Raw genomic sequence first — 16,731 nt, forward strand, 5'->3', positions numbered from 1 at the left:
AGAAACGGAAGAAATTCAATTTAATTATGTAAAATAATAACTTTATTAAAAATAAATAAATTTTATATAAGAATTATATTTATGAGAATATGAAATTAATATTATTAAAAACGAGCTGTGCATGAATGCAGCTCGTTTTTTTATATTTGTTAAATAAAAAGAGAGTAAAGGTATATTTAGTGGGATTATATGGATGATTGTTATATTTCGTTTTAAAAAATCGTAAAAGGATGTATGCCCTTTCCTTATAAAATATGAAAGCTATTTTTGAAAAATTGTATTATTACAGCAGAAAAAGTATAGGAAACTTATCATTATAAAATAAATTGAAATCTTCTAAAAACTCTGATACATTGAAATAGAAATGTAGTTTCACAGTATTGTAAAGGCTTACAGTTATGTGCACGAAGATCTATTAGGATTGGAGGAAATAATGATGAAAGCTGAAGAAAAATTTTCCCCGGGATTAGATGGTATAGTAGCAGCGGAGACGAAAATTTCGTTTCTTGACACAGTAAAAGGTGAAATTGTAATTCAAGGGTATGATTTAATCGAACTCTCAAAAACAAAAGAGTATTTAGACATTGTGCACCTTTTATTAGAAGAACATCTACCGAATGAAGATGAAAAAGCAACAATTGAAAAGAAATTAAAAGAAGAATATGCAGTGCCAGAAGGTGTATTCAACGTGCTAAAGGCATTGCCTAAGGAAACGCATCCTATGGATGGGTTACGTACAGGTGTGTCTGCATTAGCTGGTTACGATAGTGATATCGAAAACCGCTCGTTAGAAGTGAATAAAAGTCGAGGGTACAAGCTTTTAAGTAAAGTGCCAAATATTGTAGCGAATAGCTATCATATTTTAAATAATGAGGAGCCAATTCAGCCCCTTCAGGAATTGTCATATAGTGCGAATTTCTTCTATATGTTAACTGGTAAAAAACCAACTGAACTTGAGGAAAAGATCTTTGATCGTTCCCTTGTTTTATATAGTGAACATGAAATGCCAAACTCTACGTTTACAGCTCGCGTAATTGCATCAACGCAATCGGATTTATACGGTGCTTTAACAGGTGCAGTTGCATCTTTAAAAGGAAGCTTACATGGCGGTGCAAATGAAGCGGTTATGTACATGCTTTTAGAAGCTGGAAATATTGAGAAATTTGAAGAACTATTACAGAAGAAACTTTATAACAAAGAAAAAATTATGGGCTTTGGACACCGTGTTTATATGAAGAAGATGGATCCAAGAGCACTTATGATGAAGGAAGCTTTAAAGCAGTTATGTGATGTAAAAGGTGATTATACACTATATGAAATGTGTGAAGCTGGAGAAAAGATTATGGAGAAGGAAAAAGGAATTTATCCGAATCTTGATTATTATGCAGCTCCAGTATATTGGATGCTTGGTATTCCAATTCAACTGTACACACCAATCTTCTTTAGCTCTAGAACAGTAGGATTATGTGCGCACGTTATTGAGCAACATGCAAATAATCGTTTGTTCCGTCCACGCGTAAAGTATATAGGCGAGCGACATGCATTTAGTAAATAAAAACAACTGGGGAGTTGTTAGCGCCGCCCGCCAGATGGGTGTTTGACCGACACCCATCATTAATAATAACGAATTTTCGACAGAAAGGGAAGATTAGCATGATTAAAACAAATGAAATTAAACAAAAAGATGCATTATTAGAAGAAATTACAGATTATGTATTAAATAAAGAGGTTACAAGTGCGGAAGCATTCAGTACTGCTCGCTACGTATTACTTGATACACTTGGATGTGGAATTTTAGCACTACAATATCCAGAGTGTACGAAATTACTAGGACCAGTTGTACCAGGAACAATCGTGCCAAATGGTACACGTGTACCAGGAACATCTTATGTGCTAGATCCAGTAAAAGGTGCATTTAATATCGGATGTATGATCCGTTGGTTAGACTATAACGATACTTGGCTTGCAGCAGAATGGGGACATCCATCTGATAACTTAGGCGGAATTTTAGCAGTTGCAGATTATATTAGCCGTGTTCGCATTTCAGAGGGAAAAGAACCATTAAAAGTACGTGAAGTACTAGAAATGATGATTAAAGCACATGAAATTCAAGGCGTGCTTGCTTTAGAAAACAGCTTAAACCGCGTTGGACTTGACCATGTATTATACGTAAAAGTAGCAACAACTGCTGTAGTTGCGAAAATGCTTGGCGGAACACGTGACGAAATCTTTAATGCATTATCACATGCGTGGATTGATAATTCTAGTCTTCGTACATATCGTCATGCTCCAAATACTGGCTCACGTAAATCATGGGCAGCAGGTGATGCGACGAGTCGCGGTGTTCATCTTGCAATGACTGCTCTAAAAGGTGAAATGGGTTATCCAACAGCATTATCTGCGCCAGGATGGGGATTCCAAGATGTATTATTTAACAAGCAAGAATTAAAATTAGCTAGACCATTAGAGTCTTATGTAATGGAAAATGTATTATTTAAAGTATCATACCCAGCAGAATTCCATGCACAAACAGCTGCAGAATGTGCAGTGAAGTTACATCCGGAAATTAAAGAAAGATTAGATGAAATTGATCGTATTACAATTACAACTCATGAATCAGCAATTCGTATTATCGATAAAGAAGGTCCATTAAATAACCCAGCTGATCGTGATCATTGTTTACAATACATTACGGCAATTGGTTTATTAAAAGGAGATATCGTTGCGGACGATTATGAGGATGTAGTAGCAAATGATCCACGTGTAGATGAATTACGTAATAAGATGGTTGTTGTTGAAAACAAACAGTACAGTTTAGATTATCTTGAGCCGAACAAGCGCTCAATCGCCAACGCTGTTCAAGTTCACTTTAAAGATGGTACTGTAACAGAAAATGTGGAATGTGAATACCCACTTGGTCACCGTTTCCGTAGAGACGAAGCGATTCCAAAAGTTGTTCAAAAATTCACTGCAAATATGGCAGGTCATTATTCTAGTAAGCAACAAGAACAAATTCATGAAGTTTGTTTAAATGAGGAAAAACTAGAAAATATGAATGTAAACGAATTTGTAGATCTATTCTTAATTTAATAATAGGGGGAATTTAGAATGGCTTGGGTTGTGAATAAACAGTCAACACAAGAGGAGCTTGCGAATCGCTTTCGAATTTTAGTAGAAGCAAATGAAATTTTGCAAATTCCAGGTGCTCATGATGCAATGGCGGCTCTTGTTGCGAAAAATACAGGTTTTTCAGCTCTTTATTTATCGGGAGCTGCTTACACTGCAAGTAAAGGTCTACCAGATTTAGGTATCGTGACGTCTACTGAAGTAGCAGATAGAGCAAAGGATCTAGTAAGAGCTACAGATTTACCAGTTCTTGTTGACATTGATACAGGGTTTGGTGGAGTACTAAACGTAGCAAGAACAGCTGTAGAAATGCTGGAAGCGAAAGTAGCGGCTGTTCAAATTGAAGATCAACAATTACCAAAGAAATGTGGACATTTAAATGGCAAGAAACTTGTTACAACAGAAGAATTAGTTCAAAAGATTAAAGCGATTAAAGAAGTTGCGCCAAGCTTATATATTGTAGCACGCACAGATGCTCGTGGCGTGGAAGGATTAGATGCAGCGATTGAAAGAGCGAATGCATATGTTAAAGCAGGGGCAGATGCAATTTTCCCTGAAGCGCTTCAATCAGAAGAGGAGTTCCGTCTATTTAATAGTAAGGTAAATGCACCTTTACTTGCGAATATGACTGAATTCGGAAAAACTCCATATTATAGTGCAGAGGAATTTGCAAATATGGGCTTCCAAATGGTGATTTACCCTGTAACTTCACTTCGAGTTGCCGCGAAAGCGTATGAAAATGTGTTTACTTTAATTAAGGAAACAGGTTCTCAAAAAGATGCACTTTCTAATATGCAAACGAGAAGTGAGTTATATGAAACAATTTCATATCATGACTTTGAAGAATTAGATACTGGAATTGCAAAAACAGTATTATCAGAAGATCAATAGATAAAACAACGAAGGCGATGAGAATACATCTTTGGCAAAACGAACTGCTTGATGTGAAAAATCATCGCCTTCTGTTTTCAATAATAAGATATTCCACTCATCGTAGACGAGCATATGCAAAGAGCAATGAAGGCCGAAATGATAGGGGGATTCAGATGGAGAAAACGAAGTTACCTTGGGATGAATTCTTTTCACTCAATAAAGATGTGAACAATACTTTCTTTACACCAGAAGATTTTTCAGGGGATGAAGATTTAATTGCAAAAACGACAGAACAATTTGTAAAACAAGAAATTGTTCCGCAAATTGAGAACATTGAACAACATAACTATAACGTTTCTCGTCAATTATTTGAGAAAGCTGGGGAACTTGGATTATTAGGCATTGAGGTACCAGAAGAATACGGTGGGTTCGAATTAGGAAAGGCTGTCTCAGGTCTTGTAGCAGAGAAAATGGGTTACGCTGGTGCATTTAGCGTTTCATTTAATATACACGCTGGTGTAGGTACATTGCCTTACATATATTACGGAACGAAAGAACAAAAAGAAAAGTACTTGCCGAAAATCGCATCCGGAGAATGGATTGGTGCTTATGCTTTAACTGAGCCCAATGCTGGTTCTGATGCATTAAGTGCAAAAACGAGTGCAGTTTTGAATGAAGAGGGTACAGCTTGGAAGTTGAATGGTGAGAAGCAGTGGATTACAAATGCTCATATGGCAGATGTATACGTTGTTTTTGCGAAGACAAATAAAGGGATGACAGCGTTTATTGTCGAAAGAACATGTGAAGGTGTATCTATTGGATTAGAAGAAAAGAAAATGGGGATTAAAGGTTCTTCAACGGCGACGCTTATTTTAGAAGATGTAGTTATCCCTGCTGAAAATGTTTTAGGAGAAGTTGGGAAAGGGCATCACGTAGCCCTTAATATTCTTAACTTTGCTAGACTAAAACTTGCTTTTGGAAATATTGGAACAGCAAAACAAGCAATCGGTTTGTCGGTTCAATATGGAAAAGAGCGAAAACAGTTCCAAACGGAATTAGTAGACTTTACGATGATTCAAGAGAAAATTGCAAATATGATCATTGCTACATATGGAGCAGAAAGTGCAGCTTACCGTACAGCAGGTGTAATTGATGAAGCAATTCATGAGAGTGATGAAGATCTTATGAAAAAAATGTCCCAATTTGCAATTGAATGTGCACTGAATAAAGTAAACGCTTCTGAAACACTTGCTTATATCGTAGACGAAGCTGTACAAATTCATGGCGGGTACGGCTATATGCAAGAGTACGAGGTAGAACGTTTATATCGTGATGCTAGAATTAGTCGTATTTTTGAAGGAACGAATGAAATTAATAGATTAACAGTTGCAAAAATGTTAATGAAGCAAATCGAGCAAATAGAAGATGCTGAAGTAGAAATTGATGTAGCAAATGTAGAAAGAAACCATCGTTACATTTTATTAGCGAAAAAATTGTTGAAACAATCTTTGAAAACGCTCTCTAAAACTCCAGGATTAAAAATTGATCAAGAGCAAGAATATTCACGTGTATTATCAAATATGTTGACGGACGTGTACGTCATGGAATCAGCATTTTTACGTACGAGTAAAGCAATTAGTAAAAATGGTGAAGAAAAAGAGCGTACGAAACAAATGATAACGGATGTTATTTGTGAAGAAGGCTATCGTAAAGTAGAAGAATCGACGATTTCAATACTTTCAGCGGCTGTCACAGAAGAACAAGATAGACACGTAATGTTAGCTGAAATCCGTCAATTATTAGTGCCTTTATACACGAACGTATTTACGAAAAAGAGAGAAATTGCGAAAGCTATTATAAATCGTGGGAAATATATTGTGTAAATAGGAGGAAAGCGATATGAAAAAGATTGGTTTTATCGGCTTAGGTAACATGGGTCTTCCGATGTCTAAAAATTTAGTTAAATCAAGTTACACAGTATATGGAGTGGACTTAAACAAAGAGGCTGAAGCTTCCTTTGAAAAAGAAGGAGGAATTATTGGCTTATCAATCTCAAAACTAGCAGAGACATGCGATGTGATTTTTACAAGTTTACCTTCACCTCGTGCTGTTGAAGCGGTATATTTTGGGGAAGAAGGATTATTTGAAAATAGCCACTCGAATGTTGTATTAATTGATACAAGTACTGTATCTCCACAGTTAAATAAACTGTTAGAGGAGTCGGCGAAGGAAAAGAAAGTAGACTTTTTAGCAGCGCCTGTTAGCGGTGGGGTAATTGGAGCAGAAAATCGTACATTAACGTTTATGGTTGGTGGATCAAAAGACGTATATGATAAAACTGAATCTATCATGGCAGCGTTAGGGGCGAATATTTTCCACGTTAGTGAACAAATTGATAGCGGTACGACTGTTAAATTAATTAACAATCTATTAATTGGTTTTTATACAGCTGGTGTGAGTGAAGCTTTAACATTAGCGAAAAAGAACAATATGGATTTAGATAAAATGTTTGATATTTTAAATGTAAGTTACGGTCAAAGTAGAATTTATGAGCGTAATTATAAAAGTTTCATTGCATCCGAAAACTACGAGCCAGGCTTTACTGTGAATTTATTAAAGAAAGATTTGGGATTTGCAGTTGATTTAGCTAAGGAAAGTGAACTCCACTTACCAGTAAGCGAAATGCTATTAAACGTATATGAAGAAGCGAGTAAAGCAGGATATGGTGAAAACGATATGGCTGCTTTATATAAGAAAGTTAGCGAACAATTAATTTCTAATCAAAAATAATAGACTTATATACATCATAAAAAAGGAGAGAATATAATGATTACAACTGAAATTAAACGAGTAAAAAATCATATTAATGGTGAGTGGGTAGAGTCTACTGGTACAGAAGTAGAAGTAGTTCCAAATCCAGCAACTGGAAAAATTATCGCTTACGTTCCGCTATCTCCGAAAGAAGATGTTGAAAAAGCTGTTGAAGCTGCAAAAGCGGCATACGAAAAATGGTCTAAAGTACCAGTTCCGAATCGTTCAAGACAATTGTATAAATATTTACAGCTTTTACAAGAAAACAAAGAAGAGCTTGCAAAAATCATTACGCTAGAAAACGGTAAAACACTAACAGATGCAACTGGTGAAGTGCAGCGTGGTATTGAAGCAGTAGAACTTGCAACATCAGCACCAAATTTAATGATGGGACAAGCTCTTCCGAATATTGCTAGTGGAATTGATGGATCGATTTGGCGCTATCCAATCGGTGTTGTTGCTGGTATTACACCGTTTAACTTCCCAATGATGATTCCATTATGGATGTTCCCACTTGCAATTGCTTGCGGTAATACATTCGTATTAAAAACATCTGAAAGAACGCCACTTTTAGCAGAGCGACTTGTAGAGTTATTCTATGAAGCTGGTTTCCCAAAAGGTGTATTAAATTTAGTACAAGGCGGAAAAGATGTTGTAAATAGCATTTTGGAAAATAAAGATATTCAAGCTGTTTCATTCGTTGGATCTGAGCCGGTAGCTCGTTACGTATATGAAACAGGTACGAAACATGGAAAACGTGTACAAGCGTTAGCAGGTGCGAAAAACCATGCGATTGTAATGCCAGATTGCAATCTTGAAAAAACAGTACAAGGTGTAATTGGATCTGCGTTCGCAAGTAGTGGAGAGCGCTGCATGGCATGTTCTGTTGTAGCAGTAGTAGATGAAATTGCGGATGAATTCATTGACGTATTAGTAGCAGAGACGAAAAAATTAAAAGTAGGCGATGGTTTCAACGAAGATAATTACGTCGGACCATTAATCCGTGAATCGCATAAAGAACGTGTTTTAGGCTATATTAATAGCGGCGTAGCAGATGGAGCAACTTTACTAGTCGATGGCCGTAAAATCAATGAAGAAGTTGGGGAAGGTTACTTTGTTGGTGCAACGATCTTTGATGGTGTAAATCAAGAAATGAAAATTTGGCAAGATGAAATTTTCGCTCCAGTATTAAGTATTGTAAGAGTAAAAGATTTAGAAGAAGGTATTAAGCTGACAAATCAATCGAAATTTGCGAATGGTGCTGTTATTTATACTTCAAATGGTAAGCATGCTCAAACGTTCCGTGATAACATCGATGCTGGTATGATTGGTGTAAACGTAAACGTTCCGGCACCAATGGCATTCTTCGCATTTGCAGGAAACAAAGCTTCATTCTTTGGAGATCTTGGTACAAATGGTACGGATGGCGTTCAATTTTATACACGCAAAAAAGTTGTAACTGAGCGCTGGTTTTAATATAGAGTAAACAGCCAAATCAGTTATTAAATGAAAACCACCACTATTAATAGTGGTGGTTTTCGTCTTGTTAATTATTTCTTTCAAAAGCTAGTTTAATACCAAACCCAATTAAAACGATTCCCGTTAATCCTTGAATATAACGTTGCGTCTTCGGTTTCTTCATAAAGGCACTAATTTTATCAATTAAAAATATATAAAAAGCAAACCAAATGACTGTCAAAATGAGATAAGTAAGTCCCATAACGAGAAGTTGTATAAATGTATTATGATTTGGATTTAAAAACTGTGGTAAAAAAGTTAAAAAGAAGACTGCAATCTTAGGGTTTAGTAAATTTGTAAGGAAACCTTGGCGAAAGCAAGAAGTATGTTTATTTTCATTATTTATTGGAACTTCATTTGTATTTAAGTCCGATGTGTTTCTGACTGCTAAAAGGGCTTTAATACCAATATAGACTAAATATACAGCACCAACATATTTAAAAATAGAAAATAAAAGAGCAGACTTTACAATAAGTGCCGAAAGACCAATTACAGCAGCTAAAGTGTGAATTAAAAGCGCAACACAAGTACCAAAAACAGTTTTTACGCCGCCGATTTTTCCAGCAACCAATGTGTTTTTCGTAGCCATTGCTGTATCTGGACCGGGTAAAATGATAAGACAAATTGACATAATGATGAAAAGAAGATAATTTTCTATCATAAATTGTCCTCCTTTTTATTTTTAGAAAATTCGATTAAAGCTAGTGTAGCACACATTTTGGTTAAATTAAATTGTATTTAAAAATATTAAATAAAAAAGGCTATATTTGTAATGTTGCATACACTACAAATATAGCCTTTTTGTTATGCATTAAGTAAATTAAAGAAACGATTTACGTCTTCTTCTGAAACATCACTTAACTGTTTATATTTATAATTCGGATTTTGATCTTTATCAACGACAACGGAGCGTACTCCTTCGAAGAAATCTTCATGTCTCATAAAATTTTTAGCTAGTATAAGGTCCGTAGCGAAACATTCTTCAACGGACTTATCTTGTCCATCAATAAACTGTTTTAATGTTACTTTTAGTGAAACAGGTGATTTTGATAATAGCGTTTCTTTCGTTTTTAGTACAAATGAACTTTGGGCTTTCTCCAACGAGTGGATGATTTCTTCAATTGTATCGAATGCAAAATGTGAATTGATTACTTCTAAAGAAGGAGCAAGCTCGCTTTCTAAGTTTGGAGCAGTTGCAAATGTACGAATAACTTCTTTTAAATGAGTATGTACATCTTCTTTATTCCAATTTATATTTTCAAGTGCGGTAAGGAAATTTGGTAATGAATCGGATGTCATAAAATAATCAGCAGCGTTTATATATAATACATCAGGAGCTTTTAATATGGATGCTGTTAAAGCGACATATCGGCCAGTAGATCCTGGAGCTTTATTTAAGAAATAAGCAGCACCGACATCTGGGAAGAAACCGATGTTCATTTCAGGCATCGCCCACTTCGTACGTTCTGTTACTATTCGATATTTAGCTCCATTTGTCAGACCAACACCACCGCCCATTACGATTCCATCTAAACAGGCGATAATTGGTTTTTTATATTGATAAATAAATGTATCAATTTCATATTCTTCTTCAAAAAATTGTTCTGCATGCTGTAATGCAATCTCATTTGAACGTGCTTCGTATAGCGTTTTAATGTCGCCACCTGCACAAAAACCTTTCGTTCCAGCTCCTTTTAAAACGATAACTGTAATCTGATCATCTTGTTCCCATTCTTTAAGTTTTTGTCCAATTGGTTTTAACATGTCATAGGATAAAGAATTAAGTGCTTTTGGACGGTTTAAAGTAATAGATGCAACGCCGTTTTCGCTAACAGAAAATAAAACGTGTTCAGTCATTATAAATCCTCCCTTACATATCTTCCTATTCTTATTTCTTGATACATGATGAAATGTCCTTTATAAATTTGTCTAATATTGGCGCTATAAGGATTAATATGTACTCCGCATATTTTGACGAGTTATATTTGCAGGATTCTGAAGAAGGAAGAGGAATATTACAACATTACTGTAAGCGCAATTATTTGGAATTATAGTGTTGAAGGCGCTATTATATGTATAACTTATATTGAGTTATTATGCGTGGCGTAACAATCTATTAAAGAGTGGATGTAGAAAAAATCAAAAAGCTGAATTGTCTAACTTTTAAAGGCAGTGGGGTTTGTATATAATTAGAAATAGAGAAAGGAGAGATCGGAATGCCAGGACCTTTACTATTGTCGGTAATTATTTTGTCATCTCTTATGGTAGGAATTACACAGTATTTTCATCATACAGATACGACAGAAGAAGTGAAGGATAAGGTGCGTCTCGTGTTTCCGATTTTTATAATATCTATTTCCATATGTTTTTTACTCAATAAAGATGGGTATGTAGTGGCTGTATTTGCGTTTTTTGTAGCGATTGTCTTAATAACTGTATTGTACTACGTTATGAAAGAGTACTTACAAAAATAAGGATGCCTGAATGGCATTTTTATTTTTGTAGATTGATAATTTCACATACCGTATTTTATGTAAAAAACATAAAATACTTATAATTAAAAAAGTGTGTACATCGTAGTGTATTTACTTGTCAATCTTGCATGACCACTATACTATTAAAATGTAGAGATTAGAAAAAAGGGGTTGTATCTAGCATGAAATTTGAGATGCACACAAAAATTATTTCAAATGAAAAAGAAGTGAGATTACATATAGAAGATAATTTATTTCAATTAATTTTAGATGGTTATCATCTATTTACTATTCAAGAAATATTACCTTTATATAAATCAAACGAAGAAAGAATCGGTAGTGCAATTGTCCAAAAGTTAGAATGGGAGAACGGAAAAACTACACTAAACTATCAGCTTGTTTCACTACAATCAGTAAACTAAAAGGAGAAGGGTAATATGAAGTTTTTTCATACAGCGGATTGGCATTTAGGTAAGCTTGTTCATGGTGTATATATGACTGAAGATCAAAAAATTGTGTTAGATCAGTTTGTACAAGCTGTTGAAGAAGAAAAACCGGATGCTGTAATTATTGCAGGAGATTTATATGACCGAGCAATTCCACCTACAGAAGCAGTAGACTTATTAAATGATGTATTACAAAAGATAGTTATTGAGTTACAAACACCAGTAATCGCAGTTGCAGGAAATCACGATAGTCCGGACCGTATACATTTTGGTAGTAATTTAATGAAAAAACAAGGATTACATATTGTTGGACAATTCCAGTTTCCATATAATCCTGTTGTTTTAAATGATGAATACGGAGAGGTTCATTTCCATCTCATTCCGTATGCGGATCCAAGTATTGTTAGACATATATTGAAAAATGAAGATGTTCGTTCTCATGATGATGCGATGCGTATTTTTATGAATGAACTTTCTGAAACGATGGATAAAGAAGCGAGACATGTATTTGTAGGACATGCATTTGTAACTTCTTCAGGAGAGGCAGAGGGAAATACAAGTGATGCGGAACGACCACTTTCAATTGGTGGTGCTGAATATGTAAATAGCCATTATTTTGATAAGTTTCATTACACGGCGCTTGGTCATTTACATCAAGCGCATTTTGTACGTAATGAGACAATTCGTTATTCAGGTTCGCCACTTGCCTATTCTATCTCTGAAGAAAAACATAAAAAAGGATATTATATTGTGGAACTGGATGAAAAAGGTGAAACAAAAATTGAAAAACGTTTACTTACACCACGTCGTAAAATGCGTACAGTAGAAGCAAAAATAGACGATTTATTACATCATCCAGTAAATGAAGATTATGTATTTGTGAAATTATTAGACGAAAATCCAGTCTTGCAGCCAATGGAAAAAATACGTTCTGTATACCCAAATGCAATGCATGTTGAAAGATCTATTCAAAGACGAGAGTTCACAGATGAAAATGAAGTAACTATTTCAAGACATAAAACGGATGATTTATCTCTTTTAAAAGCTTTTTACAAAGAAATGAAAGGGTTAGAGTTATCAGAAGAGAAAGAACGTCTATTCTTAGATGTGTTGCAAACAGTGCAAGAACGGGAAGGTGAGCGAGGATGAGACCGATTGAGCTTATTATGACGGCATTTGGTCCATATAAACAGAAAGAAGTAATCGATTTTAATGATCTTGGCGAACATCGTATTTTCGCTATTTCTGGAAATACAGGGGCCGGCAAAACAACGATTTTTGATGCGATTTGTTATGTGTTATATGGAGAAGCTAGTGGGGAAGAGCGTAGTGATACAAGCATGCTCCGTAGTCAATTTGCTGATGATAATGTTTATACAAGTGTGGAATTAACCTTTCAATTAAAAGGGAAAAGATATGAAATAAAGCGACAACTTGGTCATAAAAAACAAGGGAATAAAACAATTACAGGACATGCAGTTGAATTATATGAAGTAATTAATGAAGAAAAAGTTCCTTGTGTCGATCGTTTTCATGTAACGGATGTAAATAATAAAGTTGAAGATTTAATTGGATTAAGTAAACATCAATTTAGCCAAATAGTAATGTTACCGCAAGGAGAGTTCCGAAAGCTATTAACGTCTGAAACAGAAAATAAAGAAGAGATTTTACGTCGTATTTTTAAAACAGATCGTTATAAGTTAATGCGTGAGTTACTAGACCAAAAACGCAAACAATGGAAAGACGTCTTACAAGAAAAACAAAAAGAACGAGAGCTATATTTCCGTAATGTTTTTAAATTGCCAATACGTGATGGAGCATTATTAGAGACATTAGTGGAACAAGAACATGTAAATACGCATCAAGTAGTAGAAGTATTAGAACAAGAAACAGCTGCGTATAAGGCAGAGGTTGAGCAATTACAAGTAGAACAAAATGTTCAAACGAAGCAATTAAAGGATGCTGAAACACGTTTTCATGCAGCGAAATCTGTAAATGAGAAATTTATAGATTTACAACAAAAGAATGAGAAATATAATACTTTACAAGAGAACCGTACAGTTATTGAAATGAAAGAAAAATCTTTTAAGCGTGCGGAACAAGCGAAGCGCTTATTACCATTTGAACAATGGTACGAAGAAGCAATGCAAAATGAGCAGAAGGCTGAAAGTTTGTTAAAACAGATAATCGCCAAAAAAGAAAATATAACGAATAACTTTGAACTTGCTCAGGAGAAATATGAAGCAGTAAAGAATAAAGAACCTGAGAGAGAAAATGCAAAAAAACTCGTTCAAAGATTAGAAGAGTTACAACCGATCATTGCATCATTAGCTGAGAAACAGTTGAATTTACAAGATACAGAAATTCAAGTAGAGAAATTAAAAGAAAGTATGCAAAACTTAGATCGACAATTAGAGGAGCATACAAATCAAAAACAGCTAATGTCTGATGAATTACAGCAATTAGAAGTAGCGCTTGAACAATATGTAGCTAAAGTAGAAGAATTAACGAAAATGCGAGAAGATGCAAAAGTATTAAAGGAGGCATATGATGTATGGCAAGAAAAACAAAAATGCGAGCAAGAAAAAGAATCAGCATATAATAAGATGCAATTGGCAGTTAACGCATATGAAAATATGGAACGTCGCTGGTTAAGTGAACAAGCTGGTATATTAGCTCTTCATTTACATGATGGTGAATCTTGTCCAGTATGTGGTAGTACGAACCATCCGAAAAAAGCTACAGAGCAAAGTGATGCGATCGATGAGAAAGAGTTAAATGATTTAAGAGACAAGAAGAATGTTGCTGAAAAATTACATGTTCAATTAGAGGAGAAATGGAATTTCTATCATATTCAATATGAACAGGTAATAGAAGAGGTTAAGAAGCGAGGCTATCGCTCGGAAGAATTAGTTGAAACATACAGGGCGCTGGTTCAAAAGGGAAAACAATTAGCAACTAAAGTGAATACGTTAAAAGCAAGCGAAGAAACTCGTAAGCAAACTGCTGTGAATATAAAAAGCGTAGAAGAAAAAGTAGATGGACTTCAGAAACAAAAGCGTGAGGTAGAAATAGAGCAGCACCGTATAGAAATGGAGTGTATGCAGCTTCGTACGTCATATGAACATGATAAGAAAAGTATTCCTGAAAGCTTACAAACTGTACAAGCTTGGAAACTTCAGTTTGACCAAGCTATGCATGAACTCAGATTAATGGAAGACGAATGGAAGAAAGTGCAGGAAGCGTATCAACATTGGCAAAATGAAAATATACGTATTCAAGCAGAACAGGAAAGTGCTTCTAATCAATTTGAAAGTACAAAATTGAAGAAAGAAGAGACGTTTACACGCTTTATGAAAGAGCTTGAACAGAGCGGATTTACAGATCAAATCATGTATAAAGAAGCTAAATTAAATGATATCGAGATGGAGATGTTACAAAAAGAAATTCAAAGTTATTATTCATCTCTTGAAGTGCTTGCAAAACAAATTGAAGAGTTACATGCTGAATTAAAAGATAAAGAGTACATGGATATTACGGCATTAGGTGAACACATAACAGAATTACAAATTAATCTTGATATAATAAAAGAAAAACGTCAACGTGCGCAAAATGCGGTAACATATATTACGGATTTACATGAAAACATTAAACGAATTGATGAACAAATTCATGAGGAAGAAAAAGCATTCCAAGAACTTGTTGATTTATATGAAGTAATGAAAGGGGATAACGATAGTCGTATATCCTTTGAACGTTACATCTTAATTGAGTATCTAGAACAAATCGTTCAAATCGCAAACGAACGATTACGTAAATTATCAAATGGCCAATTTTATTTAAAACGAAGTGAGCGAGTTGAAAAGAGAAACCGTCAAAGTGGATTAGGCTTAGATGTATATGACGCATACACAGGTCAAACCCGAGATGTAAAAACATTATCTGGCGGTGAGAAATTTAACGCATCACTTTGCTTAGCACTTGGAATGGCAGACGTAATTCAAGCGTATGAAGGTGGTATTTCCATCGAAACGATGTTTATCGATGAAGGATTCGGCTCATTAGATGAAGAGTCATTAACGAAGGCAGTTGACGCCCTAATCGACTTACAAAAATCAGGCCGCTTTATCGGTGTCATTTCACACGTTCAAGAGCTGAAAAACGCAATGCCAGCTGTATTAGAAGTAACGAAGCAGAAGGATGGGTGTAGTCAGACTAGGTTTGTGGTGAAGTAACAAGATCAAATTGCTGAGGATTTTAGTAAAATAATAAATAAAACGCCGTCTCCTTATTGGAGGCGGCGTTTGTATGAAGTAAGCAACTATGAGTTATCTGAAGAAGGTGGTGTATTAGCCAAACGATTAAAACTTTTAAAAGCAGAAATTGCTGATATTACACCACCTGTTAAAAATAAGGCTGATCCACCGACTAAAATAATACGACTGACATACGTCTCACGAGCTTCTTCAACTTGTTCTTGTAACGGTGTAGGCATATAAATTTCCTCCTAATAAAAATGTGTTTTGTAATAGTATATACAAACGCCTAACATGTGTTAAAAACGCTAGATAGTTAATTATAGGTAGAATTATTAGTTCTATAAAAAATATAGAAAGTTATATGAATCATATAGTATCAAAAAACGTTTTAATTATTTGAAAAATCTTCACCCTAAATTTATGCGAACTTCACATACAGCACAAATTGAAATTATATTATGTATATGTACTAAATAAATAAAATTTTATAACATTGCTGTTTTTAAATAATGAAAATCCAATTATTCCTATATAAGGGTCTTAATTGTATGTTAGAGATATCATTTTATGTAGAAGCAGTTATAAATAAAAAGGAATTTAAATAAAAGGGGAATGTCTTATGACAACACATACGAGCGAGATAAAAAAAAGTTTAGTAACTGAAGAAGATGTGGATATTTTAAAAATAATGGCGCATCCAATACGATTGCAAATCGTAAATGAATTAAGTGCACGCAAAACTTGTAATGTAACACAATTAACAGAAATATTAAATATTCCTCAATCGACTGTTTCGCAGCATTTATCAAAAATGAAAGGTAAAGTGTTAAGAGCTGAGAGAAGAGGGTTAGAAATTTATTATTACATTAATAATTTAAAAGCAAGCAAGATTGTTAGTGTTTTAGGATACATAAATTAATGAAGTGTTGTTATACAAAATAGCCTCTGCTGTTAAGCAGGGGCCATTTTGTATTGTTTTATTTATTTGCATTTAAAATTTTATAGTTTTTATGATTTACAATTGTTCGGTCAAATTCAAAAGTACCACCGCTCACATCTGTAACTTCAACTAAGACCGATTCAGTGTATAGTTTTAGTACAGATCCTGTAATCTTTAAGTTACTTCGTTGAAATAGTATAGTATCCCCTACGTTTGCTTTCATAGTACCTCCTTATAAAAGACAGAAATGTTTGTTTATTATATATATTAAACCACGTATAGAT

15 protein-coding genes are annotated in these 16,731 nt (G+C 34.5%); 11 read left to right on the forward strand and 4 right to left on the reverse strand.

Annotated features, from left to right (window positions below):
- The first annotated feature begins 433 nt into the window (after positions 1 to 433).
- The 6 genes from mmgD to BAQ49_RS12200 all read left to right on the forward strand — a co-directional run bounded on the left by mmgD (position 434) and on the right by BAQ49_RS12200 (position 8,286).
- Positions 434 to 1,555, forward strand: coding sequence for a citrate synthase (gene mmgD, locus BAQ49_RS12175; RefSeq protein WP_071745523.1), 1,122 nt, complete (start codon positions 434 to 436; stop codon positions 1,553 to 1,555).
- A gap of 98 nt (positions 1,556 to 1,653) precedes the next feature.
- A complete protein-coding gene (prpD, locus tag BAQ49_RS12180) occupies positions 1,654 to 3,090 on the forward strand; it encodes a 2-methylcitrate dehydratase (RefSeq protein WP_071745524.1) in 1,437 nt (478 codons plus the stop codon).
- Between the two features lie 18 nt (positions 3,091 to 3,108).
- Positions 3,109 to 4,017, forward strand: coding sequence for a methylisocitrate lyase (prpB, locus tag BAQ49_RS12185; protein ID WP_071745525.1), 909 nt, complete (start codon positions 3,109 to 3,111; stop codon positions 4,015 to 4,017).
- Positions 4,018 to 4,172: 155 nt separating this feature from the next.
- Positions 4,173 to 5,882, forward strand: a complete 1,710-nt coding sequence (locus BAQ49_RS12190; RefSeq protein WP_071745526.1) for an acyl-CoA dehydrogenase FadE — start codon at positions 4,173 to 4,175, stop codon at positions 5,880 to 5,882.
- Between the two features lie 16 nt (positions 5,883 to 5,898).
- Entirely contained in the window at positions 5,899 to 6,789 is an 891-nt protein-coding gene (locus BAQ49_RS12195) for an NAD(P)-dependent oxidoreductase (protein WP_071745527.1), read from the forward strand.
- 36 nt (positions 6,790 to 6,825) lie between these two features.
- The gene (locus BAQ49_RS12200) at positions 6,826 to 8,286 is read left to right on the forward strand and encodes a CoA-acylating methylmalonate-semialdehyde dehydrogenase (RefSeq protein WP_071745528.1); all 1,461 of its coding nucleotides are present in this window, start codon (positions 6,826 to 6,828) and stop codon (positions 8,284 to 8,286) included.
- A 70-nt stretch (positions 8,287 to 8,356) separates the two neighbouring features.
- Here the strand turns inward: BAQ49_RS12200 and BAQ49_RS12205 are convergent, their stop codons facing one another.
- On the reverse strand, positions 8,357 to 8,989 hold the full coding sequence (locus tag BAQ49_RS12205; RefSeq protein ID WP_071745529.1) for a LysE family translocator: 633 nt from the start codon (positions 8,987 to 8,989) through the stop codon (positions 8,357 to 8,359).
- Positions 8,990 to 9,132: 143 nt separating this feature from the next.
- Positions 9,133 to 10,185: an enoyl-CoA hydratase/isomerase family protein gene (locus BAQ49_RS12210; protein WP_071745530.1), complete on the reverse strand. Its 1,053-nt coding sequence runs from the start codon at positions 10,183 to 10,185 to the stop codon at positions 9,133 to 9,135.
- A 359-nt stretch (positions 10,186 to 10,544) separates the two neighbouring features.
- On the opposite strand from BAQ49_RS12210, the gene BAQ49_RS12215 reads away from it, so the two are divergent.
- The 4 genes from BAQ49_RS12215 to BAQ49_RS12230 all read left to right on the forward strand — a co-directional run bounded on the left by BAQ49_RS12215 (position 10,545) and on the right by BAQ49_RS12230 (position 15,483).
- Complete coding sequence (locus BAQ49_RS12215) at positions 10,545 to 10,802, forward strand: hypothetical protein (RefSeq protein ID WP_001119412.1); 258 nt, start codon at positions 10,545 to 10,547, stop codon at positions 10,800 to 10,802.
- Positions 10,803 to 10,984: 182 nt separating this feature from the next.
- Complete coding sequence (locus BAQ49_RS12220; RefSeq protein WP_002085739.1) at positions 10,985 to 11,224, forward strand: DUF2584 family protein; 240 nt, start codon at positions 10,985 to 10,987, stop codon at positions 11,222 to 11,224.
- A 15-nt stretch (positions 11,225 to 11,239) separates the two neighbouring features.
- Entirely contained in the window at positions 11,240 to 12,397 is a 1,158-nt protein-coding gene (locus BAQ49_RS12225; RefSeq protein WP_071745531.1) for an exonuclease SbcCD subunit D, read from the forward strand.
- On the forward strand, positions 12,394 to 15,483 hold the full coding sequence (locus tag BAQ49_RS12230; RefSeq protein ID WP_071745532.1) for an AAA family ATPase: 3,090 nt from the start codon (positions 12,394 to 12,396) through the stop codon (positions 15,481 to 15,483). Before BAQ49_RS12225 ends, BAQ49_RS12230 begins: the two co-directional genes overlap by 4 nt.
- A gap of 86 nt (positions 15,484 to 15,569) precedes the next feature.
- Here the strand turns inward: BAQ49_RS12230 and BAQ49_RS32905 are convergent, their stop codons facing one another.
- The gene (locus BAQ49_RS32905) at positions 15,570 to 15,743 is read right to left on the reverse strand and encodes a hypothetical protein (RefSeq protein ID WP_071745533.1); all 174 of its coding nucleotides are present in this window, start codon (positions 15,741 to 15,743) and stop codon (positions 15,570 to 15,572) included.
- Positions 15,744 to 16,126: 383 nt separating this feature from the next.
- On the opposite strand from BAQ49_RS32905, the gene BAQ49_RS12240 reads away from it, so the two are divergent.
- On the forward strand, positions 16,127 to 16,426 hold the full coding sequence (locus tag BAQ49_RS12240; RefSeq protein WP_071745534.1) for an ArsR/SmtB family transcription factor: 300 nt from the start codon (positions 16,127 to 16,129) through the stop codon (positions 16,424 to 16,426).
- Between the two features lie 58 nt (positions 16,427 to 16,484).
- Here the strand turns inward: BAQ49_RS12240 and BAQ49_RS12245 are convergent, their stop codons facing one another.
- Entirely contained in the window at positions 16,485 to 16,670 is a 186-nt protein-coding gene (locus tag BAQ49_RS12245) for a YkvS family protein (RefSeq protein WP_000646796.1), read from the reverse strand.
- Positions 16,671 to 16,731 lie beyond the last annotated feature (61 nt).

The sequence above is a fragment of the Bacillus proteolyticus genome (assembly GCF_001884065.1).
In the GTDB taxonomy this organism is placed as follows: Bacteria; Bacillota; Bacilli; order Bacillales; family Bacillaceae_G; genus Bacillus_A; species Bacillus_A proteolyticus.